22 protein-coding genes and 2 tRNA genes are annotated in these 25,499 nt (G+C 63.0%); 7 read left to right on the top strand and 17 right to left on the bottom strand.

All coding sequences use genetic code 11. The features are described 5' to 3' along the window. Nucleotides 1–138 precede the first annotated feature (138 nt). A tRNA-Leu gene (locus ATO9_RS15355) sits at nt 139–222 on the bottom strand. Between the two features lie 141 nt (nt 223–363). Between ATO9_RS15355 and ATO9_RS15350 the strand changes: the two genes are divergently transcribed. From ATO9_RS15350 to ATO9_RS15320, 7 genes are all read left to right on the top strand, one after another. Beyond that, nucleotides 364–942 carry a YqaA family protein gene (locus ATO9_RS15350; RefSeq protein ID WP_043751005.1) on the top strand — a complete coding sequence of 193 codons (579 nt, stop codon included), beginning with the start codon at nt 364–366 and terminating at the stop codon, nt 940–942. After that, the gene (locus ATO9_RS15345) at nt 939–1,397 is read left to right on the top strand and encodes a disulfide bond formation protein B (RefSeq protein WP_043751002.1); all 459 of its coding nucleotides are present in this window, start codon (nt 939–941) and stop codon (nt 1,395–1,397) included. The genes ATO9_RS15350 and ATO9_RS15345 overlap by 4 nt, the downstream gene beginning before the upstream one ends. Before the next feature lie 301 nt (nt 1,398–1,698). Next, complete coding sequence (locus ATO9_RS15340) at nt 1,699–2,889, top strand: acyl-CoA dehydrogenase family protein (protein ID WP_043750999.1); 1,191 nt, start codon at nt 1,699–1,701, stop codon at nt 2,887–2,889. A gap of 10 nt (nt 2,890–2,899) precedes the next feature. Beyond that, nucleotides 2,900–4,024, top strand: coding sequence for an acyl-CoA dehydrogenase family protein (locus ATO9_RS15335; protein ID WP_043750994.1), 1,125 nt, complete (start codon nt 2,900–2,902; stop codon nt 4,022–4,024). 3 nt (nt 4,025–4,027) lie between these two features. Then, nucleotides 4,028–4,888 (top strand): MaoC/PaaZ C-terminal domain-containing protein, encoded by an 861-nt coding sequence (locus tag ATO9_RS15330; protein WP_043750991.1) that lies wholly within the window; start codon nt 4,028–4,030, stop codon nt 4,886–4,888. Nucleotides 4,889–4,906: 18 nt separating this feature from the next. Next, nucleotides 4,907–5,764: an SDR family NAD(P)-dependent oxidoreductase gene (locus tag ATO9_RS15325; RefSeq protein ID WP_043750988.1), complete on the top strand. Its 858-nt coding sequence runs from the start codon at nt 4,907–4,909 to the stop codon at nt 5,762–5,764. A 5-nt stretch (nt 5,765–5,769) separates the two neighbouring features. Then, nucleotides 5,770–8,208: a CaiB/BaiF CoA transferase family protein gene (locus ATO9_RS15320; RefSeq protein WP_052418351.1), complete on the top strand. Its 2,439-nt coding sequence runs from the start codon at nt 5,770–5,772 to the stop codon at nt 8,206–8,208. Here ATO9_RS15320 and ATO9_RS15315 read toward each other — a convergent pair. From ATO9_RS15315 to ATO9_RS15240, 16 genes are all read right to left on the bottom strand, one after another. Next, nucleotides 8,205–9,224 (bottom strand): LacI family DNA-binding transcriptional regulator, encoded by a 1,020-nt coding sequence (locus ATO9_RS15315; protein ID WP_043750985.1) that lies wholly within the window; start codon nt 9,222–9,224, stop codon nt 8,205–8,207. The two genes, ATO9_RS15320 and ATO9_RS15315, sit on opposite strands and share 4 nt — an antisense overlap. 62 nt (nt 9,225–9,286) lie before the next feature. Next, nucleotides 9,287–10,693, bottom strand: a complete 1,407-nt coding sequence (locus ATO9_RS15310; protein ID WP_162183076.1) for a CoA transferase — start codon at nt 10,691–10,693, stop codon at nt 9,287–9,289. Between the two features lie 134 nt (nt 10,694–10,827). Then, nucleotides 10,828–10,917: transfer RNA gene (locus ATO9_RS15305), tRNA-Ser, on the bottom strand. A gap of 175 nt (nt 10,918–11,092) precedes the next feature. Then, nucleotides 11,093–11,743, bottom strand: a complete 651-nt coding sequence (locus tag ATO9_RS15300) for a DUF1236 domain-containing protein (RefSeq protein WP_043750979.1) — start codon at nt 11,741–11,743, stop codon at nt 11,093–11,095. 166 nt (nt 11,744–11,909) lie between these two features. Further along, the gene (locus ATO9_RS15295) at nt 11,910–12,746 is read right to left on the bottom strand and encodes an endonuclease/exonuclease/phosphatase family protein (protein ID WP_043750977.1); all 837 of its coding nucleotides are present in this window, start codon (nt 12,744–12,746) and stop codon (nt 11,910–11,912) included. Nucleotides 12,747–12,827: 81 nt separating this feature from the next. Then, complete coding sequence (locus ATO9_RS15290; protein WP_043750973.1) at nt 12,828–13,547, bottom strand: alanyl-tRNA editing protein; 720 nt, start codon at nt 13,545–13,547, stop codon at nt 12,828–12,830. Further along, nucleotides 13,544–15,982 carry a DUF3772 domain-containing protein gene (locus ATO9_RS15285; protein WP_043750971.1) on the bottom strand — a complete coding sequence of 813 codons (2,439 nt, stop codon included), beginning with the start codon at nt 15,980–15,982 and terminating at the stop codon, nt 13,544–13,546. Before ATO9_RS15285 ends, ATO9_RS15290 begins: the two co-directional genes overlap by 4 nt. Continuing rightward, a complete protein-coding gene (locus tag ATO9_RS15280) occupies nt 15,979–17,010 on the bottom strand; it encodes a cysteine synthase A (RefSeq protein ID WP_043750968.1) in 1,032 nt (343 codons plus the stop codon). Before ATO9_RS15280 ends, ATO9_RS15285 begins: the two co-directional genes overlap by 4 nt. A 55-nt stretch (nt 17,011–17,065) precedes the next feature. Beyond that, nucleotides 17,066–18,202 (bottom strand): NUDIX domain-containing protein, encoded by a 1,137-nt coding sequence (locus tag ATO9_RS15275; RefSeq protein WP_081979601.1) that lies wholly within the window; start codon nt 18,200–18,202, stop codon nt 17,066–17,068. Then, nucleotides 18,168–18,617, bottom strand: coding sequence for a TrgA family protein (locus tag ATO9_RS15270; RefSeq protein ID WP_043750962.1), 450 nt, complete (start codon nt 18,615–18,617; stop codon nt 18,168–18,170). Before ATO9_RS15270 ends, ATO9_RS15275 begins: the two co-directional genes overlap by 35 nt. 46 nt (nt 18,618–18,663) lie before the next feature. Next, nucleotides 18,664–19,872, bottom strand: coding sequence for an SAM-dependent methyltransferase (locus ATO9_RS15265; protein WP_043750959.1), 1,209 nt, complete (start codon nt 19,870–19,872; stop codon nt 18,664–18,666). Nucleotides 19,873–19,954: 82 nt separating this feature from the next. Beyond that, a complete protein-coding gene (locus tag ATO9_RS15260; protein WP_043750955.1) occupies nt 19,955–21,370 on the bottom strand; it encodes a cryptochrome/photolyase family protein in 1,416 nt (471 codons plus the stop codon). 117 nt (nt 21,371–21,487) lie between these two features. Next, a complete protein-coding gene (locus ATO9_RS15255; RefSeq protein ID WP_043750952.1) occupies nt 21,488–23,137 on the bottom strand; it encodes a BCCT family transporter in 1,650 nt (549 codons plus the stop codon). Nucleotides 23,138–23,179: 42 nt separating this feature from the next. Beyond that, nucleotides 23,180–23,599: a universal stress protein gene (locus ATO9_RS15250; protein WP_043750949.1), complete on the bottom strand. Its 420-nt coding sequence runs from the start codon at nt 23,597–23,599 to the stop codon at nt 23,180–23,182. Nucleotides 23,600–23,912: 313 nt separating this feature from the next. Further along, nucleotides 23,913–24,905: an acryloyl-CoA reductase gene (gene acuI / locus ATO9_RS15245; protein ID WP_043750947.1), complete on the bottom strand. Its 993-nt coding sequence runs from the start codon at nt 24,903–24,905 to the stop codon at nt 23,913–23,915. A gap of 30 nt (nt 24,906–24,935) precedes the next feature. Then, a complete protein-coding gene (locus ATO9_RS15240; protein ID WP_043750943.1) occupies nt 24,936–25,451 on the bottom strand; it encodes a DinB family protein in 516 nt (171 codons plus the stop codon). Between the last annotated feature and the right edge of the window lie 48 nt (nt 25,452–25,499).

Raw genomic sequence — 25,499 nt, 5'->3', positions numbered from 1 at the left:
CGTACCCGATTCCCTGTCCCGAATCGTAAACGGAATCCGACCGAATTTGGGCGCGCTACGAATCTCCGCCAGGCACGCGAAAACCTGCCGGCCGGTCGCTTGGCCTACGCTACTGATTGATCCGGTTGAATGAGGAGCTGGTACCCAAGGCCGGACTCGAACCGGCACGCCCGAAGGCGGGGGATTTTGAATCCCCTGCGTCTACCATTCCGCCACTTGGGCTCCTGCTGACACCGACAGGACTCTGTGGTGTCTTGCCCGTTTTCCTATCTTTCCAGTCGGGCCACGTCCAGTGCCAAAGCTGCAACGCTTGACCAATCCCCTACCGCGTGTTTCTAGCAACCGGGCAAAGGCAGGATGGCAATGATACGCAGGCTCTACGACTGGACGCTCCGCATGGCGGATCACCACAATGCCCTATGGGTGCTGGCGCTGATCTCCTTCGCCGAAGCATCCGTCTTTCCGATCCCGCCAGACCTGCTGATGATCCCGATGATCATCGCGCGGCCCTCGCGCGCCTGGCTGATTGCCGGCATCGCGATGCTAAGTTCGGTTCTGGGCGGGCTTCTGGGCTATGCAATCGGGGCACTGGCCTTCGACGGCTTGGGCGAACCGATCCTGGCGGCCTTCGGCAAAGCCGATGCCATGGCCGAGTTCAACGCCCGCTTCGTGGATGCCGGGTTCTGGGCGGTCCTGGGCGCGGGTGTGACCCCCTTCCCCTTCAAGGTCATCACGATCATGGCCGGCTGGACGGGCATGCCCATCGTCACTTTCCTCGTGACATCCATACTCGCGCGTGGGTTGCGGTTCTTCATCGTGGCCGGGCTTCTTTGGTATTTCGGCGCGCCGATCCGGACCTTCATCGAGAAACGGCTTGGCCTGGTCTTCACGATCTTTTTTGTTGTCCTCCTCGGGGGCTTCCTTCTTGTACGGTATCTATGACACGCTTTCGCATCTCCGTTCTGATCGCCGCCGGTGGCTCGCTCGCACTGCTTCTCGGGGCATTTGCATTTCAGCACCTTGGCGGTCTGGCGCCGTGCAAGCTGTGCATCTGGCAACGTTGGCCGCATGTGGCCGCAATCGCCATCGGCGCCGCGGCCCTCGTCCTTGGAAACCGGGCGCTTGCCTGGTTGGGCGCGCTCGCGGCGGCGGTGACTGGCGGCATCGGCCTTTATCACACGGGCGTCGAACGTGGCTTCTGGCAAGGTCCGACAACCTGCACGTCATCGAACCCCGGCACGATGTCTGCCGATGACTTCTTCGACAAGGTCATCAACGCCCCGCTGATCCGCTGTGACGAGGTCGCCTGGTCCATGCTTGGCTTGTCGATGGCATCCTGGAACGCGATCCTCGCGGCTGTCTGCATCATTTTCTGGGTCCGCGCCGCCCGGTCCTAGGCGCGTTCAGGCCGCAGGCGATACGAATCGTCATGCCCGGACAGACAGTATTCAGCGCCGAGGCACGCGCTTAGGCGCGCGAAATGCGCGGTCAGGCATGCGGCCTCTTTCCGCACGCAAACCGGCTCAACCCTCTCTGAAATCGTCATTTTCCAAGCCCAGTGTCGGCAAGCACCTTCGCGCATGCAGCGAAATTCGCTGCGGCACAAGCCTTGATGGAAACGTTTCACTGTCGCATGCTCACCAGTATGGCATTTGTCCCGTCGGTAGAATCCGGCAGGCGCCGTAGGGAGGACATGACATGAATATCCAGGACGCACCCGCGCTGTCCGGGTTCCGCGCGACCGTGCGATCGTGGCTGGCGTACAACTTTCCCCCCAGCCTCGCCGGACGGTCGGAGGAAATGGCCCTGATCCAGCCCCTCTATCCCGAGGGAGAGGACTGGGCCGCCTGGAAAACCGCCATGGCCGACAAGGGCTGGGGCGTGCCGACATGGCCGAAGGAATTGGGCGGCGGCGGCCTGACCAAAGCAGAGGCCCGGGTCCTGGCCGAGGAAATGGCCCAAATAGGCGCCTACTCTCCGATCGGCGGCATGGCCCAGAACATGTTCGGGCCCACCCTTCTCGAATTCGGCACCGAAGAGCAGAAGAAACGCCATATCCCCCCCGTTGCCCGTGGCGAAATCCGCTGGTGCCAGGGCTATTCCGAACCCGGTGCGGGGTCCGACCTCGCCTCGCTTCAGACGCGGGCCGAAGACAAGGGCGACCATTACCTGGTGAACGGCCAGAAGATCTGGACCTCCGGATCGGTGCACGCCCACTGGTGTTTCTGCCTGGTTCGCACCGACCGCAGCAAGAAGCACGAAGGCATATCGTTCCTGCTGATCGACATGGCATCGCCCGGAATCGAGGTGCGACCCCTTCTGCTGATGTCCGGCAATTCAACCTTCGGCGAAGTTTTCTTCACCGATGTCAAAGTGCCCAAGGAGAACCTTGTCGGCGGGCTGACCGAGGGCTGGACAATCGCGAAACGGCTAATGCAGCACGAACGCTCCGGGATCGGCGCGCGCAAACAGACCCATGGTGAAATGCGCCCCGTCGATGTCGTCGCCAAGGAATACGTTGGAAGGGACAGCGAGGGACGGATCGCCGATTACGATCTCCGTTCGCGGATCACACGTCACAAGATGTGGGAACGGGCGCATCGCCTGACCGTCGAACGCGTCGCCGAGGAAAGCAAGGCAGGCCCCTCGACCGCGACCTCCGTTCTCAAGAATGCCGGATCGATCATGCTGCAAACCCGCGGCGAATTGCTGCTCGAGATCATGGGCATGAAGGGGCTGGGCTGGTACGGAGAAGGCTATTCCGAAACCGAACTGGAGACGCTGAGGGTCACCCTTCAGAACAAGGCCCATTCGATCTACGGCGGCACTTACGAAATCCAGAACAACATCATCGCCAAACGCATCCTCGGGATGCAGGACCACCAGTAGGGAGGCTTTCATGGCCGTGTTGTCCGCCGAACAGACCATGCTGAAGGACGCAGCCGATGGCTGGGTCCGCGAATACGCCCCCGTATCGGCCTTTCGCAAGATGCGGGACGCGGGCCAGGCTCAGAACCCCGCCTGTTATCAGGACATGGCCGACATGGGGTGGACCGGCATCCTGATACCTGAGGAATATGGAGGGTCGGATTTCGGCCTGACCGCCATGACGCTGGTGATGGAGGAACTGGGCCGGCAGCTTGTCGTCTCGCCCCTTTTCTCCACCGCGCTGTTGGGCGCGACAATCATCGCGAACATGGCCGATGCAAGGCAGAAGATGGCTTGGCTGCCCGCGATCGCCGACGGGTCGTTGCGCGTGTGCCTCGCGGTGGATGAGGGCGCGCATCACGACATCCGGCACACCGCGCTGACCGCGACGCAGACAGACGATGGCTTTGTCCTGAACGGGACCAAGACCCATGTCGTCGACGGAATGCAGGCCGAACTGATCCTGGTTCTCGCGCGCAGCGATGGCACCCCTGGGACGGCCGACGGCCTGAGTCTCTTCGCCGTTCAGGGAAAGCATATTCAGCGTAAGCCTCTTGGTGTGCTGGACCGTCGTGACTACGCAGAAATGACGTTTGATGGTGTGAAGGTTGCCCCTGACGCCCTCATCGGCCCTTTGAATCAGGCGGGGCCACGGTTGGAGCAAGCCCTTGATATCGCACGTATTGGACTGGCCGCTGAAATGCTGGGGCTTAGCCAGCAAGCCTTTGATACTACGCTGGAATACCTCAAATCACGCAAGCAATTCGACACCGTTCTCGCACAATTCCAGGCCATTCAGCACCGTATGGCCGACCTCTTCTGCCAGATCGAACTGGTCCGATCCGTCGTCGAACATGCCGCCCGCAGCGTGGATGGTGACGCGCCGGACAGGACAGAGGTGGCGATCATGGCCAAGAGCATGGCCAATGACCTCGCCAACCTGATGACGCGCCAGATGGTCCAGCTTCACGGCGGGATCGGCATGACGGATCTGCATGATGCCGGGCTCTACCTCAAACGCGCCCGCGCGCTTGAGGCGCTCTTCGGAAACACCGCGTGGCAGAACGAACGCTTTGCCAATCTGCACGGGTATTGATCCATGAGCATTCCCGAGAACCTGACCGACCTGAAGACTTTGAACGCCGAATGTCGGTGGGATGATCGCGATGTCATGCTCTACGCACTGGGCATCGGCATGGGCGAAGATCCCCTGGACGAGGACGAACTGGCCTTCGTGAACGAAGGATGGCTGACACCGCGCGTACCGGCGGTAAAGGTCGTGCCGACCTTTGCCTCCGTCGCCTTCTACGCGGCACGTCCGCCGGACATCGACATCAATCGCGTTCTCGTCGTGGACGCCCAGCGGGACATCACCTTTCACAAACCCTTCCCCGCCGAAGGCACCGCATTTGCCGACAGCACCTACCTTGGCGCCTGGGACAAAGGCGACAAAGGCGCGATCATCCTGCGCCAGACCGAGGTGCGGGATAGCGCCGGGGATGCGCTTTGCACCATTCAATCGACAGGGTTTGCCCGTGGGGACGGTAACTTCGGGGGGCCGACCAAGGGCCAGCCGGAAACGCCAGCGCCGCCGGACCGCGCGCCGGATCAAAGCCTCGACATCCCGACACGGCCTGGACAGGCCCTGCTCTACCGGCTTTGCGGGGATCGCAATCCGCTGCATTCCGACCCGGAATTCGGACGCAAGGCGGGGTTCGAACGGCCTATCCTGCATGGCATGTGCACCTACGGCCTCACCTGCCGCGCCGTGCTGGCCAGCTATGCCGATTGGGATCCGTCGGCCATCCGCCGCCACGCAGCCCGGTTCTCGGCCCCCGTCTATCCCGGCGAAACGGTCACGGTGGACCTGTGGAAGGAACGCTCGACGATCCACTTTCAGGCCCGGATCAAGGCGCGCGGCATCACCTGCGTCAAGAACGGCATCAGCGAATTAAGGTAAGAAATAGGGAGGGCGAAGATGGGTCTGCTCGATAACAAGGTGGCCATTATCACGGGCGCGGGCAATGGGCTGGGTGCGGCCTACGCCCGGCTCTTCAGCGCCGAGGGCGCGAAGGTGCTGGTCAATGACCTGGGCGGCGCACGAGACGGGACCGGCAGTGATATCGGCCCCGCGCAGCAGGTGGTGAACGACATCGTTGCGGCCGGTGGCGAGGCGGTCGCCAATGGCGACGACGTGTCGACGATGGCCGGTGGCCAGGCAATCTTCGACCAGGCGATGGCGGAATGGGGCCGCGTCGATATCCTGGTGAACAATGCCGGCATCCTGCGCGACGAAACCTTTCACAAGGGGTCCGAAGCGAACTGGGACCTGGTCATCAAGGTCCACCTCAAGGGCACCTATTGCGTGACCAAGCCGGTCTATCAGTGGATGCGCGACAATGGCGGCGGGGTCATCGTGAATACGACCTCAACCTCCGGCCTGCTGGGCAATTTCGGTCAATCAAACTACGGGGCGGCAAAGGCCGGGATCGCCGGGCTGACACGCGTGCTGGCCATCGAAGGTCGGAAATACGGGATCCGGGTCATGGGGATGTCGCCCGGTGCACTGACCCGAATGACCGAGGACCTGCCGCATTACGACCAGGACAAGAACCCCTCGCCGCCCAACCACATGCCGGAAACCGTGGCGCAGGCGATGCTCTACATGTGCTCGGACCTCTGCGACATGTCGAAATCCGGGCGCTTCATCCACGCGGCCAAGAATGGCTTGGCGGAACTGAAGGTGATGCGCTCCGAAGGATGGGACCCGGCCGAAGGCTACACCGCGCAAGGCATCGCAGAGCGTGCGGACCAGATTTTCTTTTCGGATGACTGATTGAGATGACGACGAAGACCCACGGCCCCCTCGCCGCTTACCGTATCCTCGAAATCGGCGGGGGAGATACCCTGGCCTATTGCGGCAAACTCTTTGCCGATTTCGGGGCCGAGGTCATCAAGTGCGAACCCGAAGGTGGCGACCCGCGACGGCGCGAAGGCGTTCAGGTGACGACCGGATCGGGCAGCGAAAGCGCTTATTTTGCGTGGTTGAACAGCAACAAGCTGTCCATCACCGCCGACCCGGCCACGGCAGAAGGGGCCGCGACGATCCGCAGCCTGCTGCCCTCCTGCGATCTGCTTCTGGACGGTCGCAGCCCGGCCGAGGTGGAGGCCTCCACCCTGCGTCACAAGGATCTTCAGGCGCTCGACCCCGGCCTGTCGATCGTCGGGATCACCTGGTTCGGGCCGACGGGTCCCTACCGGGATTACCAGGCCACCGATGCCGTCGCCCGGTCCCTGGCCGGCGTCGTCTACGAAGCCGGGCCGCCCGAAGGCCCCCCCATGCTGGCCCGTGAAGGCCAGGCTGCGGTGGTCGGTGCGCTGACAGCCTTCCTGCCGGCCGCCGCATCCCTGATCGACGCCGAAAATGGCGGACGCCGGTTCGTGGCCTCGACCCACGGCGCGCTGTCCCAGATCGCCGAATACGATATCGGCCTGCAGATGGACCTGGGCAAACGCCCCCGTCAGGACGTCAACGTCTTCGGCCGTACCTATCCCGCCGCCCCCTACCCGACCAAGGATGGATGGCTGGGCGTGACGATCATGTCACCTGCGCAATGGACCGCGCTCTGCGACATTATGGGACGACCAGAGCTGGGTGACGACGACCGCTACAACACCTCGCCAAAACGTCAGCAGCGCCGCCACGAAGTCGATGACATCCTGCGTCCTCTGCTCTTGCAGAAAACGGCCGAGGAATGGTTCGAGCTTGGATTGAAGCACAAGGTGCCTCTGGCCATTGTGCCCGGCGTCGCGGACCTCAAGGGGCTGAAATTCCACAAGGAACGCGAAAGCTTTGGCTCGGTTCGCATTGGCGAGGCCCGCTTCGACGTGCCGATCCTGCCCAACCAGCTGACAGGCACGCCGCCCATCCGGGACGGGATCGCACCGCTGGCTGGCTCAACCGACGCAACCGCCCTGCCCGATCATCAGCGCAAGGCGCCGGCGCGGGTCGCGGACGGGTTGCCATTGCGGAACCTGCGGATACTCGACCTGTCAATGGGCTGGGCCGGGCCGCTTGCCGTGCGGCAGCTGGCCGATCTTGGCGCGGACGTGGTGAAGGTCGAAAGCTGCGAACATCCCGACTGGTTCCGCGGCATCGATACGCGCTTCCCCTATTACGAGGAGAAGATGTTCGAGAAACACTATACGTGGCAGTTCATGAACCGGAACAAGCGGGGCATCACGCTCGACATCTCGTCCCCGCGTGGGCGGGAGCTTGTGCTGGAACTGGCAAAGACCGCGGATGTGGCCATCGACAGCTATGCCGCTGATGTCATGCCGAAATACGGGCTGACCGCCGACATACTGCGCGAGGTCAATCCCAGGCTCGTGGTCCTGACGATGCCCGCCTTCGGCATGCAGACCTCGTGGCGGAACGGTCGCGCTTATGGCTCCACCCTCGAACACGCCTCGGGCCTGCCTTCGGTCAACGGCAGACCGACCGACCCGCCGGCGATGAGCCACGCGGTGATGGGCGATCCGATCGGGGGCATGACGGCGGCGGCTTCCATACTGCTGGGCGTTCTGGCCCAGAAAGCCAATGGCGCGGGGCAGCATATCGACATCGCTCAGGCCCAGTGCCTATTGCCGCTCTTCGGTGAGGCGATCATCGAACATGCGGTCACCGGTCAGGTGTCCGAGCGACTGGGCAATCGGCATCCCAGATATGCGCCGCATGGATGCTATCGGATGGCCGGCGACGATTGCTGGATCACCATTGCCGTTCGGTCCGACACCGAATGGCAAGCGCTCTGTCGGGTGATGCAACGCGATGACCTGGCCGCCGATCCAGCGCTCGCCACGGACAAAGGACGTCGGGAACAGGCTGACCGCCTGGACAAGGAAATCGGCGACTGGACGATCCTTGGCCGCGGCTTCAGCATCATGGCAGAGCTCCAAGCCGCCGGCGTGCCCGCGGGCATCGTACGCTCCCCGGCCGAGTTGGGCTTCGACCAGCATTTCATGGCGACAGGCCGCTGGCAGATCATGGAACGTACTTATATCGGCGGCCATGTTCAACCGGTGCCGGTTTATGTCGAAGGCGACGCCACGACCGGATATCAGAACCGCAGGCCCTCGCCGACGGTCGGCCAGCACAACCGCGAGGTTCTGCAGGGAGAGCTGGGTCTGAGCGATGCGGACTTCGACGCATTGTTGACCGAAGGCGTTATCGGGTTCGAAGCGAGACCAATGAAACCCAAAGCAAAAGCAAAGGGTTAACCGGCATCTCCTCGCGCACCGCATGAGGCACGAACGACCAGTTCATAGCGCAGGGTCGGTGCAATCCTGTCGCAGATCGCGGGGTTTCGGATACGGTCGAGGATCCGATTGGCAACCACATCGACCAACGCATCGCGATCCATGCGCAAGGCCGTGATCGGCGGCACGTGGTCCACCGTCAACGCGCTGTCCCCGATTGCAATCAGCGAAATGTCATCGGGAAAGCTCAGCCGCAGATGCGCCAGCGCGTTCAGCGTCGAGGACAGCACCTGTGTGCCCTGCACGATCATTGCCGTCGGTCGGTCGCCGCCAGACAAAACCTCTGTAACTTCTTGGAAAACAGGTGAATTCGGTGTCGCCGGTTCGATCTTGATCGGGGCCGATGCGCCCAGATCCGCCAGCGCCGCGTCGAAGGCCTTGTGCCGCAGAACACCGGGACGGGCCTGACCGTGCGAAAAGACCGGCAGGATCCTCCGGTGCCCCAGGCCGACAAGATAATCGACCGCGTCACGCAACGCCGCCTCGTGATCGAACAACAGCCTGTCCGCCTCGATGGGCAGGTCACGATCCAGAACGAAGACCGGACCTTCGAAGGCCTCCAGCATGCGTAGCAGTTCCGGATCCCGCTCGTGACCCGGTGCGACCACGATCGCATCAAGCCCACGTTCCGCGAAGGTTTCCAGCGTGCGCCGTTCCCGTTCGACCTTGCCGGAGGTTCCCGAGAGAAGCGTGACAAAGCCCTCCTCGGCCCACCTGTCCTGCAAGGAATTGAAAAGCCGCGCGAAAAGCGGGTTTTCCAGGTCCGAAAACAGGCATCCGATCAGCCGTGAGGACCGCGACCGCAAGGCTCGCGCAGCGGCATTCGGCTGGTAGCCCAACTCCTTCGCCGCCTCACGAACCGCCTCGCGGGTCTTGGCCATGACACCGGGGGCCGAATTCATCGCGCGGCTGGCGGTTCCCACGGACACGCCCGCCCGACGGGCCACATCTCGGATCGTGATATTTTTCTGGCTCACTGACGACCTTCCCTGATCTAGGAAGACGCTAACAGATTGCCATCACGCCATAAATCCCAAACTCATAGCCATTCCGGCTGATGCTGCCCCAGAACCGGGCTCGGCCTTTCGTAACGCGGTGGAGTGCCGGACATCTGCAGGACCGGGCCGACAAACCTGAGATGCCCGCGCTCCCCCCGGCTTTCGGTGAGATAGGGGGCAATATCTTCCAATTTCGGGAATTGGCCGGGTTCATCGGCGAGGCCCTGATCCTGAAGGAACATCGCAGTGCGACAGAGCGAAACCTCGACGTGCCAGCTCCCGCCTTCAGTGGCGCGCCGTTGCAATGCGATCAGGGTGCCGAGTGTGCCCAGGTAGCCGGTCAGGAAATCACAGACCGGAACGGGCACCAGCGTTGGCGCCGCGTCACCGCCCTGCCCCGCGCACATCCCGGTGACGGCTTGGGCCACCTGCTCCCAGCCCGCCCTGTCCGACATGGCGCCATCAGTCCCGAAACAGCTGACTGACAGGGCGACGATCCCGGGACGCAACGTTGCCAGGTCCCGCGGGCCCAGGCCCAGCTTCTCCATCGCACCGGGGCGATAACCTTGCGAGAACACGTCGGCCCCGGACACCAGTTCGACCAATCGGTCCAGCCCATTTCCGGACTTCGGGTCCAGGAAGCAAGACCGTTTGCCATGGCTGGTTTCCCGCACAAATTCCGGCACTTGCGGCAGATCGCGTCCGGCCACCATCAGCACGTCGGCCCCATGTTCAGCGAGGCTACGTGCGGCGACGGGACCGGCCAGGATGCGCGTCAGGTCCAGAACTCGCAATCCCGATAGCGGACGCAATCCTCCCGGTATCGGTTCCGGCGGCGCCTCGCCGATCTTTTCAATGCTGATCACGGGTCGGGTGGCGAGCGCCGCACCGTGAGGATGGCGCATCCATTCCTCGCGACGGCGCACCATGCCGCCACAGGCCCGCGCGTCTGCAATCGCCTCTTCCAGGTCCAGGGCATCCCAGCCGGCGATGGCTGCCGACACGTCCTCCTCGATCAAGTCGCAATCCAACACGTCCAGCACCCGCCGTTGCAGATGCGGCAACCCGAAATGCGGCAGGAAATATCTCCCGTCCCGGGTTGCAAACGGCTTTGTCAGGTCGCGCCCCTTCTGCGCGGATGGATCGGGCTCCGGGGTCGTCCAGTCTCCGCTATCGTCCTTTTCCTGCCCGATGCGGAAGGCGATCAGCGATGCGACGGCTGCCGCCGACGAACAACTGACGCTTTGCGCGGGTCCGCCCCTGGCCTGAACGATGTCGGCCACCACCGAGCCGATCGCCTCCAGGACAGAGGCCACACTTGACCCCACCTGGTACCGCGTCGGCGCATTGGGCGCCGAAATGCCGCGCTGAAGGTTTGACGCGAACGGATAGTCCAATTCAGCCTGCAGCGTGGCCAGCACCCGGTTCTCTTCGATCACCTGATCCATGGTTCCTCCCCCCGGAATGGTTGGGAGAGTGTCCATGGGTCCGGGCAGGCACGCAAGTGTCTCGCCACCTTCTTTTTGCGACAGGAAGGAATAGACCCCGACAGGGACCCCGTCTCGGGAAACTGAAGGGGGTATGGCGGAGAGGAAGGGATTCGAACCCTCGAGACGGTTTCCCGCCTACACACTTTCCAGGCGTGCGCCTTCGACCACTCGGCCACCTCTCCGCCGACCCGTCTACACAAAACTGATACCGAGGTTCAAGCGCAATTCGGCACAAAATTGCAGGCTTTCCGCTGGGTCGCGCCAAGCCCCTGATCTGAAATGACAAAGCCGCCCATCCGGGCACAAAAAAGGCCCGCCCCGGCAGGCGGGACGGGCCTCGAACGGTCGCAACGAAGGTTACCGCACGACGTTCACGATGACGCGGTCCTCATCGACCAGCACGGGCGTGCCGTTCAGGTAGACGTAGCGGTAGTCGCTCTCGGGGATGGTCACCAGTTCGACTTCCTGCGGGATGCCGGCGCCGACGACGACCTCACCGTTCACGTAGACGGGATCGAGCGGGTTGGACTGCACGTAGGTCACGGTCTGCTCCGGAACGGATTCAGCACCCGCGATCGTGCCGAGCGCCACGGCGCCGGCAATCGCGGCGGGGCCACCCGCAGCAGCAACGGCCAGCGCACCACCCGTCAGGCCACCCGCGGCAGCAGCGGCGGCGCGGTCATCGTCGTTCAGGTCGACGGATTCGACCTCGAACCGTTCGACGTTCTCGTAGATGACGACCGGTTCCTCATCCAACGACGCGGTCAGATAGGGGCTGTAGGCCCAGCCTTCGGTGCCGTCGTAATTGACCTTGCACCAGGTGGTGTCGGTCGTGCATTGCTCGATCTGGACCATCGCCTCACCGGGGATGACATCCAGGATCTCGCCGCGCGGATCCGGCAGGGAGCGCAGGTTGAGGTCGGTGGTCGCCGTTGCGTCGGTGGTGGCCATCGCGCTGGTGGCGGTCAGGACGGCAACGGTGCTCAGACCGAGAATCTTGGCATACATGATGTGAACTCCTTTACTTTGACGACACGCTCTTGCGTCGCGTCGCGGCACATTGCGGTGCCTGTCATGTGGCGGGACAACAGACCAAATCGGACTTCTGTTCCAAGCGCACCGGCACTCGGCAGAAGACCGCCACATGGAGAGGTCGGAGATAAAAACCAAGCATTCAGAAGAGCTTGAAGGAGGCAACGAACGGCAGGTGGTCCGAAACCTCCTCGCGGAACTTCGCGCGGCCCATCTTGAGCGTCCAGTGCATCGGGAACAGGCGCAGGCTGCCCGTGATATAGCGGGTGGAGTAATTCCGGCTGACGGCGAAACCATCCAGAAGGTTCGCGCGACCGCTGCTGAGGATATGCGAATAGCGGTCCTGCAAATCCCAGCAGGAGACGAAGTCCATCGTGTCATCGCCGCCCAGGTAATGAAAATTCGACACGTCCTGGCCGGGGATCATGTTGAAATCGCCCATCAGAAGGATCGCGTGGTGTTTGTAGCCCGGCGTGTCATGCAGGGTTTCGATCCAGTCACCGATCACCTTGCATTGCGTGTCGCGAAGAACCTGTTCGGCCTTGCCCCGCCCGGATTTCAGATGCACGCCGATGACGACGGCCTTGAACCGGGCACCGATGCGGACATCCACGGCAAAAGCCTGACGCCCGCCCTGGTAATCGCCTTCGGAGCCGGGAATGAACCGCGGGTTTTCGACCTCGATCCCGGTCTTGTGCAGGAACCCGATGCCCAGATGGCTGTCGGGCTGGGGCAGATGGGTGATCTGGTAATCCAGGCCCTTCAGCGCCAGCAACTCGCGCAGGCGTTCGGCATGGCTCTCGGGGAAGATCTCGACCAGGGTGACGAACTCGGCGTCCAGCAGGGCGAGGCCAAGCGCCTGGTGCAGAGCCTTTTTGCTGTCGGGGGCAATCCCGGTACCGGCCCCGCCGGGGAACCTGTCATTGCCTGCGAGGTTCCAGACGGCGAAACGGGCAATCGAGTGATTGAAGGCGACCATGGCAGAACCTCGCGAGAGCAGACATGGGGTCATGCTATCACGGGTTGTGTGACGCGGGTGTGGCGGAAATCCTGACTTGCGCTAGCCGGCCAGAGAGATATTTACGCGCCGGTTCTGCTTGCCCTTGTTTTCGATCTTGCCGATGGCGACCTGCCCAATTTCGCCCGTGCGGGCGACATGGGTGCCGCCGCAGGGTTGCAGGTCGACCGTTGCCGGCCCCTCGCCGATCCGCACCAGACGGATGCGCCCTGCCCCGCGTGGCGGCTGAACCGACATCGTCTTGACGAGGTCAGGCTGTGCGTCAAGCTCGGCCTCGGTGATCCATTCCTGCGTGACCGGCAGGTCCTGAGCGATCAGGTCGTTCAGGGCGGTTTCGACGGCGGCCTTGTCCTCGGGCGGTTCGGGCATCACGAAATCGAGGCGGCTCTTGCTGGCCCCGATCTGGCCGCCGGTCACCGGCAACGGAATGGCGACCGTCAGCAGGTGAAGCGCCGTGTGCATCCGCATGTGCAGGTAGCGCTGATCCCAATCGAGCAGCTGCGTCACCTCGGTCCCGATTTCGGGAAGGATCACGCCCTCCGTCGGGACCAGGACGACGCTGTCATCCTCGCCCTTGACCGCTGTCGCAATCGCGCATTCGCCTCCTGGCCAGGTCAGCCGTCCGGCATCGCCGGGCTGGCCACCGCCGGTGGGATAGAAAATGGTCCGGTCGAGGATCACACATCCGCGGTCGTTGATGTCGACCACGCGTGCGGGAGCGTCACGCAGATAGGCGTCCTCGCGAAAAAGGGGCTCGGTCATCTGTCTCCTCCTCCTTCTCCGCCGCTGTCACCGTCAGTGTCGGAGCCCGGCATGTCGTCCACATCCAGCTGGGCGGCCGCCGCGCGGCGTTCGGACGGGGTGACATCGGCGACGGGTGTCTGCGGCCGGGCCGGTTCGCCCCGCAGGGCTTCGGGGTTGCGCAACCAGATATCCCGCTGGGCGAAGGGGATCTCGATCCCTTCGGCATGGAAGCGTTCGGCGATCTGGTGGTTCATTTCGGTCTGGACGACGAGGATCGCGGTCACGTCCCGCAGGATGGCGCGGATCTCGAAGTCCAGGCTGTCGGCACCAAAGCCCTTGAACAGGATGAAGGGCGGCGGGTTCAGAACGACCATCGGGTGGGCTTCGGCCACCTCTTGCAGGATGCCCTCGACCTTCCGGGTATCGGTGCCATAGGCGACGCCGACGGGCACGATCAGTCGCCCGACCAGGTTGCCCCGGGTCCAGTTCGTCACCTTGCCCGATACGAGATCGGCATTGGGCACGATCACATCGGTGCGGTCGAAGGTTTCGATCCGCGTCGACCGGACAGAGATATCGCGGACAAAGCCCATTTCACCGCCGACCTCGATCCAGTCGCCGATGGCAATGGGCCGTTCGATCAGCAGGATGATGCCCGACACGAAATTGGACACGATGTTCTGAAGGCCGAAACCGATCCCGACCGACAGCGCACCGGCGACGATGGCCAGCGACGACAGGTCGAGCCCGGCGGAGGTGATGGCGACGATGCCGGCAATGAAAATACCAACATAGCCCAGCCCCGAGGTCACCGCATTCTGGCCACCGGCATCAAGCTTCGTCTTGGGCAGGACCGAGGTCCGGAGTGCGCTTTGCACCAGCCGCGTCAGCAGGTAACCAAGCGCGAAGACGATGGCGAAGGTCAGGAAATCGGTCGGGCTGATCCGTGTGTCACCGATCTGGAACCCGGTCAGGAAGCGGCCCCACAATTCGGTCAGGTCGGTCACCCGCGCGCCCCAGATCAGGGCCAGGATCGGCAGGGCCCCGACGGCCAGCGCAAAGCCCGCCAGCACCGGGGTCAGCGCCTCGCCGACGCCCTCGCGGTTGCGGGTGAAGAGGATGTAGACCTCGTTCACCAGTCGTTGCAGCACCACGATCAGCGATAGCAGCATCATCGTGTAGATCGTCGGGAAGACCAACGCTTCGCCCGCGTTGAAATAACCGATCCCGGCAAGGACCGGCCCGGCGAATGCGAGGATCATCATGGCCCGCGCCAGCAGCGACAGCAGGCGGTAGCGGAATTCCGGTTCGTCTATGGCCGAGATCTGGGTCCTGGCATGCACCAGCAGCAGCCGCCCCATGCGGAACAGCGACAGGCCCGCGACGATCAGGACCGGAAAGCTGAGGACGTTATAGACCTCGGGCGACCATCCGGCGAAATCCCGCACCGCCCGCAGGGGGATCAGGATTAGCAGGACAAGGCCCAGGAACAGCGAATGCAGACGCCCCTCGATCCGTTCGTTCGACGACAGTTCAAGGGGGGGCTCGAAGGTGTCCGAGCGTGGGAACATCCGCCCGCCCAGCCACCGCGCCGCGAAGAAGGCAAAGCCCGCCGCCGGCAGCGATTGCATGAGCACCATGCCGCGCGGGCCGAGGATGCCCGTCAGTTGCCCGGCAACCGCCAGAAGCAGCAGGCCGAGCACCGGCAGGACGATCTGGCCCAGCGACATGATCAGACCGGCCAGCCAGCGTTCGGCGGTGCGGCTGCGATCCTGAACCGATGTCACCAGCAATTCGACCCAGTGGCGCCCGCGCAGCGTCAGGATGGCCGCAAGGCTGAGAAGCAGCAGCGTGGCCGGCAAGTTCTGGCGAAACACCGTGCGGCTGGACTCGTTCTGCCAGTTGGTCTGGATATCGAGCGCCGTGCGGTAGAAGAATTCGACGAAGTTTTCGATCGCGGGCGGCCAACTGACCGGGTTGACCGGCGTGGGCCCAAGTTCCAGCAGCTGGTTGGTCTGCCGGTCCCTGAGGATGCGGTCGATCTGGGCGATCATCGCGTCGGCCCGGCTAAAGGCGACCTCGGCCCGTTGCGCGGGAGATCGAAGTTCGTTGAGCCGGGTGTTCAGCCTGTCGCGCTGTTCCCGCGTTTCAGGCGCTTCCTGCCCTTCCTCCGGCGCGGGACCCAGGGCGGACAATTGCGCCTCGACCGCCGCGATCGGTGCTGCGTTCACCGCTTCGGCGGCCAGGAAGACCTGACGCCAATCCGTCAGCTCACTGCGCAGGCTTTCAAACGCGTTGTCAGAGGCTTCGGCATTGCCGATGGCTTCTTCCGCGCGCGTGGCGACGGATTCCCACGCCTCGTAATCGGGTGTTTCGACCTGGGCAAGAACGGCAAAGCCCAGCCCGATCAGAACGATCAGGCTGAGCAGAAAAGTTCGCGATATCCGGATCACTCAGAGAACACACCGGGGATTGACCGCGGTGCCTCGGTCAGCCAACCGGGAAGGGGCAGACCTTTTTCCCGAAGGAAATCAGGGTTGAACAGCTTGGACTGGTAGCGCGTGCCGTAATCGCAAAGGATGGTCACGATCGTGTGGCCCGGACCAAGTTCCTTTGCGAGGCGAACGGCACCCGCGATGTTGATGCCCGACGACCCACCCAGGCACAGGCCCTCTTCCGAGAGCAGATCGAATACGTAGGGCAACGCCTCTTCGTCGGAGATCTGGTAGCTCATGTCAGGCGTGAAGCCTTCGAGGTTGGCGGTGATGCGTCCCTGGCCGATGCCTTCGGTGATGGACGAACCTTCGGGTTTGGCCTCGCCCTCGCGATACAGCGAATAGACCCCCGACCCCATCGGATCGGCCAGCGCGACCTTCACGCCCTTGGGCTGCAGCGCCATGCCGACACCGGCCAGCGTGCCGCCCGACCCGACCGATGCGACGAAGCCGTCGACCTTGCCCTGAGTCTGTTCCCAGATCTCGGGACCGGTGCTTTCGATATGAGCCTGGCGGTTCGCGACGTTGTCGAACTGGTTGGCCCAGATGGCCCCATGTTGTTCGGTTTTGGCAAGTTCCGCAGCCAATCTCTCAGAATACCGAACATAATTGTTCGGATTCTTATAGGGAACGGCCGGCACTTGGACCAGCTCCGCCCCGGCGAGGCGGATCATTTCCTTCTTTTCCTGGCTCTGGGTTTCGGGGATCACGATGACGGTCTTGAACCCCATCGACGCCCCGACCAGCGCCAGGCCGATGCCGGTATTGCCGGCCGTGCCTTCGACGATCGTCCCGCCCGGCTCGAGCTTGCCCTTGGCGATGGCGTCGCGGATGATCCACAGCGCCGCACGGTCCTTGACGGATTGGCCCGGATTGAGGAACTCGGCCTTGCCCAGGATGGTGCAGCCTGTTTCTTCACTCACACGGCGCAATTTGATCAACGGCGTCTGGCCGACCGCCTGTGCCAGATCTTCGGCAATACGCATGGCGCTATCCTTTCTCGAACCTGCCCAGCAGATGTAAACGGGCCGTGGCGGCAACTCAACCCAAGGCGCGCAATCTGGACCGTTCGCGTGAAAGCCAGACCAGAGCGAGGATAAGAGGCACGTTATCCGCTTCGCCCCGGGTCAAAAGGTCTTCGGCCTGCGCCCAGTCAAGGATATGGGTCCGGATGTCTTCGGCTTCGTCCTCGACGCCGTAATGACCTTCGGTCCCGTCCGGCAGGTCGCACAGGCCGACATAGATGTAGAAGTATTCGCTGACGCATCCCGGGCTGGGATAGCCCGAGCCGACCTGGATCAGGTCCCTGAGTTTCAACCCCGCCTCCTCTTCGGCCTCGCGACGGGCGCAATCCTCGGGGCTTTCGCCGGGATCGACCCGCCCCGCGACCGGTTCCAGCTGCCACGGATAGATCGCCCCACGCGCCCAGGGCCCCATCCGGAACTGATCGACCAAGAGGACGCGGTCGCGGACGGGATCATAGGGAAGCACAATCGCCGCATCCGCTCCATGGAACACTTCCCGCACGAGTGGTTCCGACATGCCGCCGTCAAAGGTGGGGTGCGACAGGCGGTCCGTCGTCGTCACGAAATAGCCCGCGTGGTCGGCACGTGTTTCATGAAGCATGACTTGGTCGCGGGTCCGATCCGATCCGACCTTTGGCCGCTGCATCTGCTCCGCCCGCGCCCGCGATTCAATCTGGCCGAACCGAAATTGCAATGCTTCCCCAGAAAACCGCCCTTGGTAAGACATGATCTCGGCCGCCGCGATCAAAGCACGTTCTGCATTGGTTTCGGTCCATACGTCGAGACTCCACGCCCCATCCTGCACTCCTGGTGCTTTTTTAGGCCGATAGAGCTCCGCCTGGACCTCGCCATCAGCGGTGGCGATTGCTTCCGATACCGGGACATAGCCGAAAGCATCTTCATAGTGATGAATTCGCGCCCGCGCCTCGTCCGAAGGATCAATCAGGAAACCCTCGGCCATGGCGTCCGCGTCCGGCACAAGCATGGGAAAGGCTTTGCCCTTGACCGCGGCAATTCGCCAGCCGGGCAACCGGGCGGGTGTCAGGGCCAGTTCCTCTCCGGATACGCGCTTCAGAAGAGGCTCGTAACGCAATGTTCCAAATAGAAAAATCACCGGATCAGCGCCACATCTTCCCGGCCATGTGCGCGGCAAGTCCGGCCACGACGCTGCCGCCGATCAACCAGGTCAGCGATTCCTGGTTCAGGATGTAGAGCCCGTATTCGCCCATGATCGGGAACATGGCGTAGATCGCTTCCATCGGACCATCGAACCGACGGGCCAGGGACAGGCGCAGCGCCTCATTCGCGGCCAGGAGCAGGATCACCCAGAAGACGGTCATGCCGACCGCGCTGATCCCGATTCCGATCGCATTGGCAAACCCCATGCGACCTCCATCGGCACGCCGTCCGAGGATCGTCCAGCCACATATCAGCCCGATTATCAGCGACACCTGCACCATCCGGCCGGGATCCATGCCCTCGGGCAATTGCGCACGGGCCTGCCCGGCAACGACAAAGGCGATGAAACCGACGATCAGAGCAGCGACAACGCGTGCGGCCGTGGGCATGTTCGATGCTCCGAAATGTTAGGCCAGCCGGGACTTTACCGGAAAATCAGGCCGGGCGGGAAATCGTGATTTGCGTGACGTCACAATTACCGCCCTCGAACGCCGCGGCGCAAGAGGTCAGGTAGAAATTCCACATCCGCCGGAACCGGTCATCGAAGCCAAGATCGGCGACGGCATCCCACTTGTCGTTGAACGTCTCGTGCCAGCGGCGCAAGGTCTGGCTGTAGCTGGGACCGAATTCGATGCTCTTGCGCACGACGAGACCCGCCTTCTCCACTTCGGCCTTCAGCGCGGTCGGGCTGGGCAACATACCGCCGGGGAAGATGTATTTCTGAATGAAATCAACGCCCTTCCGGTAGGTCTCCCAGCGTTTGTCCTGCAGCGTGATGATCTGGAGCGTCGCATTGCGGCCGGGCCGCAGCCTGTCGCGCACCGTGTCGAAATAGGTTGGCCAGTATTTCTCGCCGACCGCTTCGAACATCTCGATCGAGGCGATACCGTCGTAGGAGCCGGTCTCGTCCCGGTAATCCTGAAGCTTCAGTTCGACCTTGTCCGACAGGCCCGCCTTGGCGATCCGTTCCTGGGCATAGGCCAGCTGTTCCTTGCTGATCGTCAGGCCGGTCACGCGCAACCCGCGTTCCTTAGCGGCATATTCGGCGAAACCGCCCCAGCCGCAGCCGATTTCCAGCACGTGGTCGCCGGGCTGCACGCCCATCTGGTCGACCATGGACTTGTACTTGGCGGTCTGTGCGGCCTCCAGGCTTTCCTGGCCGGTCTGAAACAGCGCCGAGGAATAGGTCATCGTATCGTCGAGCCACAGGCCATAGAATTGGTTCCCGAGGTCGTAGTGATACGAGATGTTCTTCTTCGCCTGGCTCTTGGTGTTGCGGTTCATCCAGTGGCGCATGCGCTCGTAGGCGCGGAGCAGGCCCATGCCGGGGAAGCCGTCGTAGAGCTCGTCATTGCCCGCATGCAGAAGGTCCAGAAACGCCTGAAGATCCGGCGAGGTCCACCAGCCGTCGATATAGGCGTCGCAAAACCCAAGGTCCCCTTCCCGCACGAGACGGGCGAAGGTATCGGGGTTGTGGACATGCAATTCGGCGACCGGACCGGGCCGCGCGCCTTCGGCGCGAAAGATGCGACCGTCGGGCAAGTGAAAATCCAGGCGCCCGACCGGCATGCGCGACGCCATGTCGTAGACCTGCGGGAAATAGCGCGGAAGGTTCTTTTCGCCTTTGGTATCGGTCAGGACCATGACCAATCCTCCTTTTTGACTGGCAAAAGTCTAACCCGTCCGGTCGAACGGGCAAGAGCTTCTTTTAACGAAATATTTACAATCAATCGTCTTTGAGCGCTTCATACGCAGCCAGCGCCCGTTTTCTGCCCGTATCGAGGGCCACGACGGGGTCCGGATAGGCATCGCTCGCCGACAGGTTCCAGCTTTTGGGGATGGCGTCGAAATAGCTTTTCGCGGTTTCAGAAGGATTGCGTTCGGTTTCGGCCAGCCAGGCCGTCTTGTAGCGGCCGTCCGGATCGAATTTCTCGAGTTGGGTGTCAGGATTGAAGACCCGGAAATACGGCGCCGCATCGGGGCCGCAGCCCGCGACCCATTGCCAGCCCATGCTGTTGGAGGCAGGATCCCAGTCCGTCAGGCAATCCGCGAACCATTTCATCCCGATCTTCCAATGCGTTAGCATGTGTTTTGTCAGGTAGGAGGCCACCACCATCCGGGCCCGGTTGTGCATCCGTCCGGTCACGTACATCTCGCGCATCGCGGCATCCACAAAGGGGATGCCGGTGCGCCCCTGCTGCCATCTTTGCACCTCCTCCGTGATCTCTTCGTTCCAGTCGAAGGCGTCCCATTCCTCGCGCCAGTTGCGGGTCATGATCTGGGGTGTGTGATAGAGAAGATGGTAGGCAAACTCGCGCCAGACGACTTCCTTGCGGAAATGTTCTGCCCCGCTTTTCCCCGCCTCTTCGCCTCGCAAGGCGGTGTGCCAGCACTGGCGGGCAGAGATCTCTCCGTAGGTCAGGTATTCCGACATGCCTGACGTTGCGTCCTCTCCGGGGAAATCGCGGCGGGCCTTGTAATCCTCCAGGCCGTTGGCGGCAAAAGCGCCAAGGCGGGATTGCGCGGCGCCCTCGCCCGGCTGGCAATGGCGCGCCAGCACGGCGGCCCCCCGACGCATGGCGGCCCCCATCTGCCAATCGTCCAGTGCGTCGCTGTCCGGCCAGGACCCGGGCGCCCGAATGTCCGACGGCGCGGCCAGCGGCGTGTCGATCTGCCAATCCTTCACGGCGCGCCAGAACGGAGAATAGACCTTGTAAGGCCCGCCCTGCTTGGTCTCGACCTGCCAGGGTTCGAAGATCAGGTGACCGGCAAAGCTCTGTGCGTCAATGTCGTTGTCCTTCAGCGCGGACTTGATCCGGCTGTCCCGCTCGATCGCGTCGGGATCGTAGAGGCGGGTCCAGTAGACCGCATCGGCCCCGGTTTCGTCGATCAGCGCCTCGACCACTTCCCGCGCCGGGCCGCGCCGCAGGATCAGCTTGGAGCCCTTCTCGCTCAGGGTCTCGCCGAAGACACGCAGCGCCTCGCCCATCCGCCATTTCGGGGCGGCGCCCAGATCGGCCACGCTGTCGTCATGGATAAAGACCGGGATCACCGGCCCGCCGCGTTCGACCGCAGCGGTCAGGGCGGGATGATCACCGAGCCGCAGATCGCGGCGCAGCCAGAGCAATGTGGGGGCGGTCATGAGATCTCCTCGTCTTTCAAGAAGATACGCATGGGTTCGGGGATCGGTTCAACGGCCCCCAAAGAAAAACGGGCCGCCCTGTCAGGCGGCCCGTCCAATGCACGTTGCGCAGCGCGATCAGAGTTCGCGGCGTTCCGCCACGAGCCCGCGATAGATCGCGAAACACATGATGAGCAGCACGATCGTGAACGGCAGACCGGTGGAAATCACCATGGATTGCAGTGATGACAACCCTCCGGCCGACAGCAGCAGCACGATGGCCACCGCGCCTTCGAAGATGCACCAGAACACACGCTGCGGGACCGGTGCGTCGACCTTGCCGCCCGCAGTGATGGTGTCGATGACCAGCGAACCGGAATCCGAGGAGGTCACGAAGAACACGATCACCAGGACGATACCGATGAACGAGGTGATCCCCGTCAGCGGCAGCATGTCGAGCATCTTGAACAGCTTGAGCTCAAGCGGCGCTTCCTGGGCGGCAGTGTAGCCGTCCTGGACAACCTGCTGGATCGCCACACCACCGAAGACCGACATCCACAGGACGCAGACCAGCGACGGGATCAGCAGCACGCAGATCACGAATTCGCGGACAGAACGGCCACGCGACACGCGCGCGATGAACATGCCGACGAACGGTGACCAGGAGATCCACCAGGCCCAGTAGAAAGAGGTCCAGCCCTGGCTGAAGTTCACGTCCTCACGGCCGACCGGGTTGGACAGCGCCGGCAGGTATTGCAGGTACGCGCCCAGGTAGTCGACGAAGCCGGTCAGGATGGCGATGGTCGGTCCTGCGAAGAGAACGAAGAGCAGCAGCAGAGCCGCCAGGCCCATGTTGATCTCGGACAGGACCTTCACACCGCCGTCCAGGCCCCGCACGACCGAGATCAGGGCGACCGCGGTGATGGCGGAGATCAGGATGACCTCGGTGGTGGGTCCGACCGGGACGCCGAACAATTCGTTGAGGCCCGCATTTGCCTGCGTCGCACCGAAGCCGAGCGACGTCGCCAGGCCGAAGAGCGTCGCGAAGACCGCCAGGGTGTCGATGATGTGACCCCACCAGCCCCAGACGCGATCGCCGAGGATCGGGTAGAAGGCAGAGCGGATCGTCAGCGGCAGGCCCTTGTTGTAGCTAAACAGTGCCAGTGCCAGTGCCACCACGGCGTAGATCGCCCAGGGATGCAGACCCCAGTGGAAGATCGTCGCGGCCATGCCCAGGCGGATCGATTCCGCCTCGTTCCCGGCTGCAGCGCCAAGCGGGGCCCAGTCGGTCCGCACGCCACCTTCGGCCGAGGTGCCCCCCATCGAGGTGGAGAAGTGGCTCATCGGTTCCGACACACCGTAGAACATCAGGCCGATGCCCATGCCCGCGGCAAAGAGCATCGCGAACCAGCCGACATAGGTGTAATCCGGCGTCGCTTCCGCACCGCCCAGCCGGACGGAGCCGAGCGGCGTCACGATCAGGAAGAGGCAGAAGATCACGAAGAGGTTCGCGGCCCCGAGGAAGAACCAGTCAAACCCCTTGGTCACGGCGGAGAAAAGCCACGAGAACGCGGCACCCGCCTGTTCCGGAAGCGCGAGCGTGTAGAACACGAAGGCCACGATCGCCAGGCCGGAGATCAGGAAGACGGGATTGTGGATGTCGAACCCGAACGGGCCGACAGAGCCGTCGATATTGTCCTGGCCGATCTCGTAATCGGTGTCGATCACATCCGAGACACCTTCCGGTGCCGGAATGCCCTGATCGGCATCATCTGTTGCATCAGTCATGGATACTGTTCCCTATTGTTTTGTGACGACGTCCATGCGTCGTTACTTGTCCCGAACGACCAGCACGGATGCCTTGGCGTGACCGGCAATGGTGCCCCCATTGGACGGCCAGACGTAATCCGTGATGTTCGGGATATGGCTCGCCATGATGACCAGGTCCGCGCCAACCTCGTCCACTGCCTTTAGCAGGGTCGGATCGAGATCGGTGGTCGGGTCATGGCTGGTGATCGCATGGGCCGAGGCCTTGATCCCGTAGGTTTCGCCCTGGGAAGACGCGAAGGTCTTCAGTTTCTCGGCGAATTCCTCGGGGGTGTGAGCGATCGAACTGGGCGTGGCCGCCGTAACGCCCACGTAGACAATTTCGGCGTCGAATTGCTTGCCCATGTTTCCGGCACATTTGAGCGCCTTGTCCAGGCGATCGGCATGAGCCAGATCCACCGGGACCATTATCTTTTGAAACATCAACTTCCCTCCTTTCAATGCGCCCCCGGCCCGCTTCTGCGGCAGGTCCGTCGACCGGGACGAAATATGTTGGGCGTCAATTTTTCACGCACAACCAATCCGTGAAAGGTAAACAAGAAATTACCGATCGGAAAGGCGGCAGCGCCCATAAATGCACAAAAAGCGACATCCAAAAGTCGCTTTCGACCCACCGGGGCGCCCCTGACGGTCGCATGACGACAGCGCCGCCGGAGGAACGCCTCCGGCGGCTGCATCTTTCACGCAAGACTCGATTTCGAGGCATCGGGCCGGGCCGAAGCCCGGCCTTGCCGGATCAGGCGTTCACGTCGGCGACGACCCGGCCCTTGACCTGACCTTTGAGGATGTCCTCGCAAAGGCCCGGAAGATCGGACATTTTCGCCTCGACCATCATCTCTTCGAGCTTGTCCATGGGCAGGTCCTTGGCCACGCGTTCCCATGCCCGCAGACGGTTCTCGTAGGGCTGCATGACGGAATCGATGCCCAGCAGGTTCACGCCGCGCAGCAGGAAAGGTACCACCGTCGCGGGCAGCTTGGCCCCGCCTGCAAGACCCACGGCCGAGACGGAGGCGCCGTATTTCATCTGGCCCAGCACCCGCGCCAGCATGTCGCCGCCAACCGCATCGACACAGCCCGCCCAGGTTTCGCTTTCCAGCGGGCGCTTGACGGTTTCATTGATCTCTTCGCGCGGCACGATCGTCGTGGCGCCCAAGTCCTTGAGATAGCTCTCGGTTTCCGGACGCCCGGTCACGGCGGCCACCTCGTAGCCGAGATTGGACAGGATCGCGGTCGCGACAGAGCCGACACCGCCGGCCGCGCCGGTCACAAGGACCGGGCCGTGACCCGGTTTCAGACCGTGATCTTCCAACGCCATCACCGCCAGCATCGCGGTGAAGCCGGCCGTGCCGACCGCCATCGCCTGGCGCGGCGTAAGACCGTCGGGCAGCGGCACCAGCCAGTCGGCCTTGACCCGCGCCTTTTGCGCATAGCCGCCCCAATGCGCCTCGCCGACGCGCCAGCCGGTCAGAACGACCTTGTCGCCCGCCTTGTAACGGTCATCGGAAGAAGCTTCGACAGTCCCCGCGAAGTCGATACCGGGCACATGCGGATACTTGCGGACAAGGCCACCGCCATTGGGCGACATGCAAAGACCGTCCTTGTAGTTCACCGTCGTGTAATCGACGGCGACAAGCACCTCGGCCTCGGGCAGATCGTCTTCGGAAATCTCGCGGATCGCAGACGTTGCCGGGCCGTCCCCGTCCCGTTCGACCATCAAAGCTTTGAACATGTTGTTCCTCCTAGTGATACGCTGTTCCGACTAAAGGAAACCAGGCATAAGGAAAAGGTCCGTATCGCTGGTTTTTGCCCCTGCCTGCGTCAACATAGCGTGGATCTGGCCCCTGTGATGGGTCTGGTGGTTGAAAACATGGGTCACGATCAACGACAGCGGGGCCCGTTTCTCCATGCCCGCGGCGCCGGAATACCAGGACAGGTCCCCGGTCAGCGAGACCGTCTTCAATTCCTTGGCCCACAGGACGAAGCGGCCATCGGTGCGGAACCGCTCTGCCTCCCATGCGCCGAGGGTTGGGGCCAGGTCGGCCGAGTCTTTCAGCCCGACGGTGGGCGCCGTCGCGCCGGGCGACAGGCGCGACAGCCACATCTGGTCCCCCCAGAGCAGGTGGTTCGCCGTCCCCAGGATCGAGCCCCAGAAGGCACCGCGATCCTTGCGCAGGTCGGCGTCGCTCAGGCTCTCCATCGCCTCCAGCATGCATTCGTTCTGCCAGCGATTGTAGCTGGCCATCATCTGAACCCATTCCGGCGTGATGGCGGGCATGGCTGTCTCCTTGTTGCAGCCTTCATGCTGCCCAAGGACGCCACGATC

It is taken from the genome of Pseudooceanicola atlanticus, assembly GCF_000768315.1.
In the GTDB taxonomy this organism is placed as follows: Bacteria; Pseudomonadota; Alphaproteobacteria; order Rhodobacterales; family Rhodobacteraceae; genus Pseudooceanicola; species Pseudooceanicola atlanticus.
The sequence above is the reverse complement of the archived record's forward strand: the minus strand, read 5'-3'. Positions and strand labels throughout refer to the sequence as shown.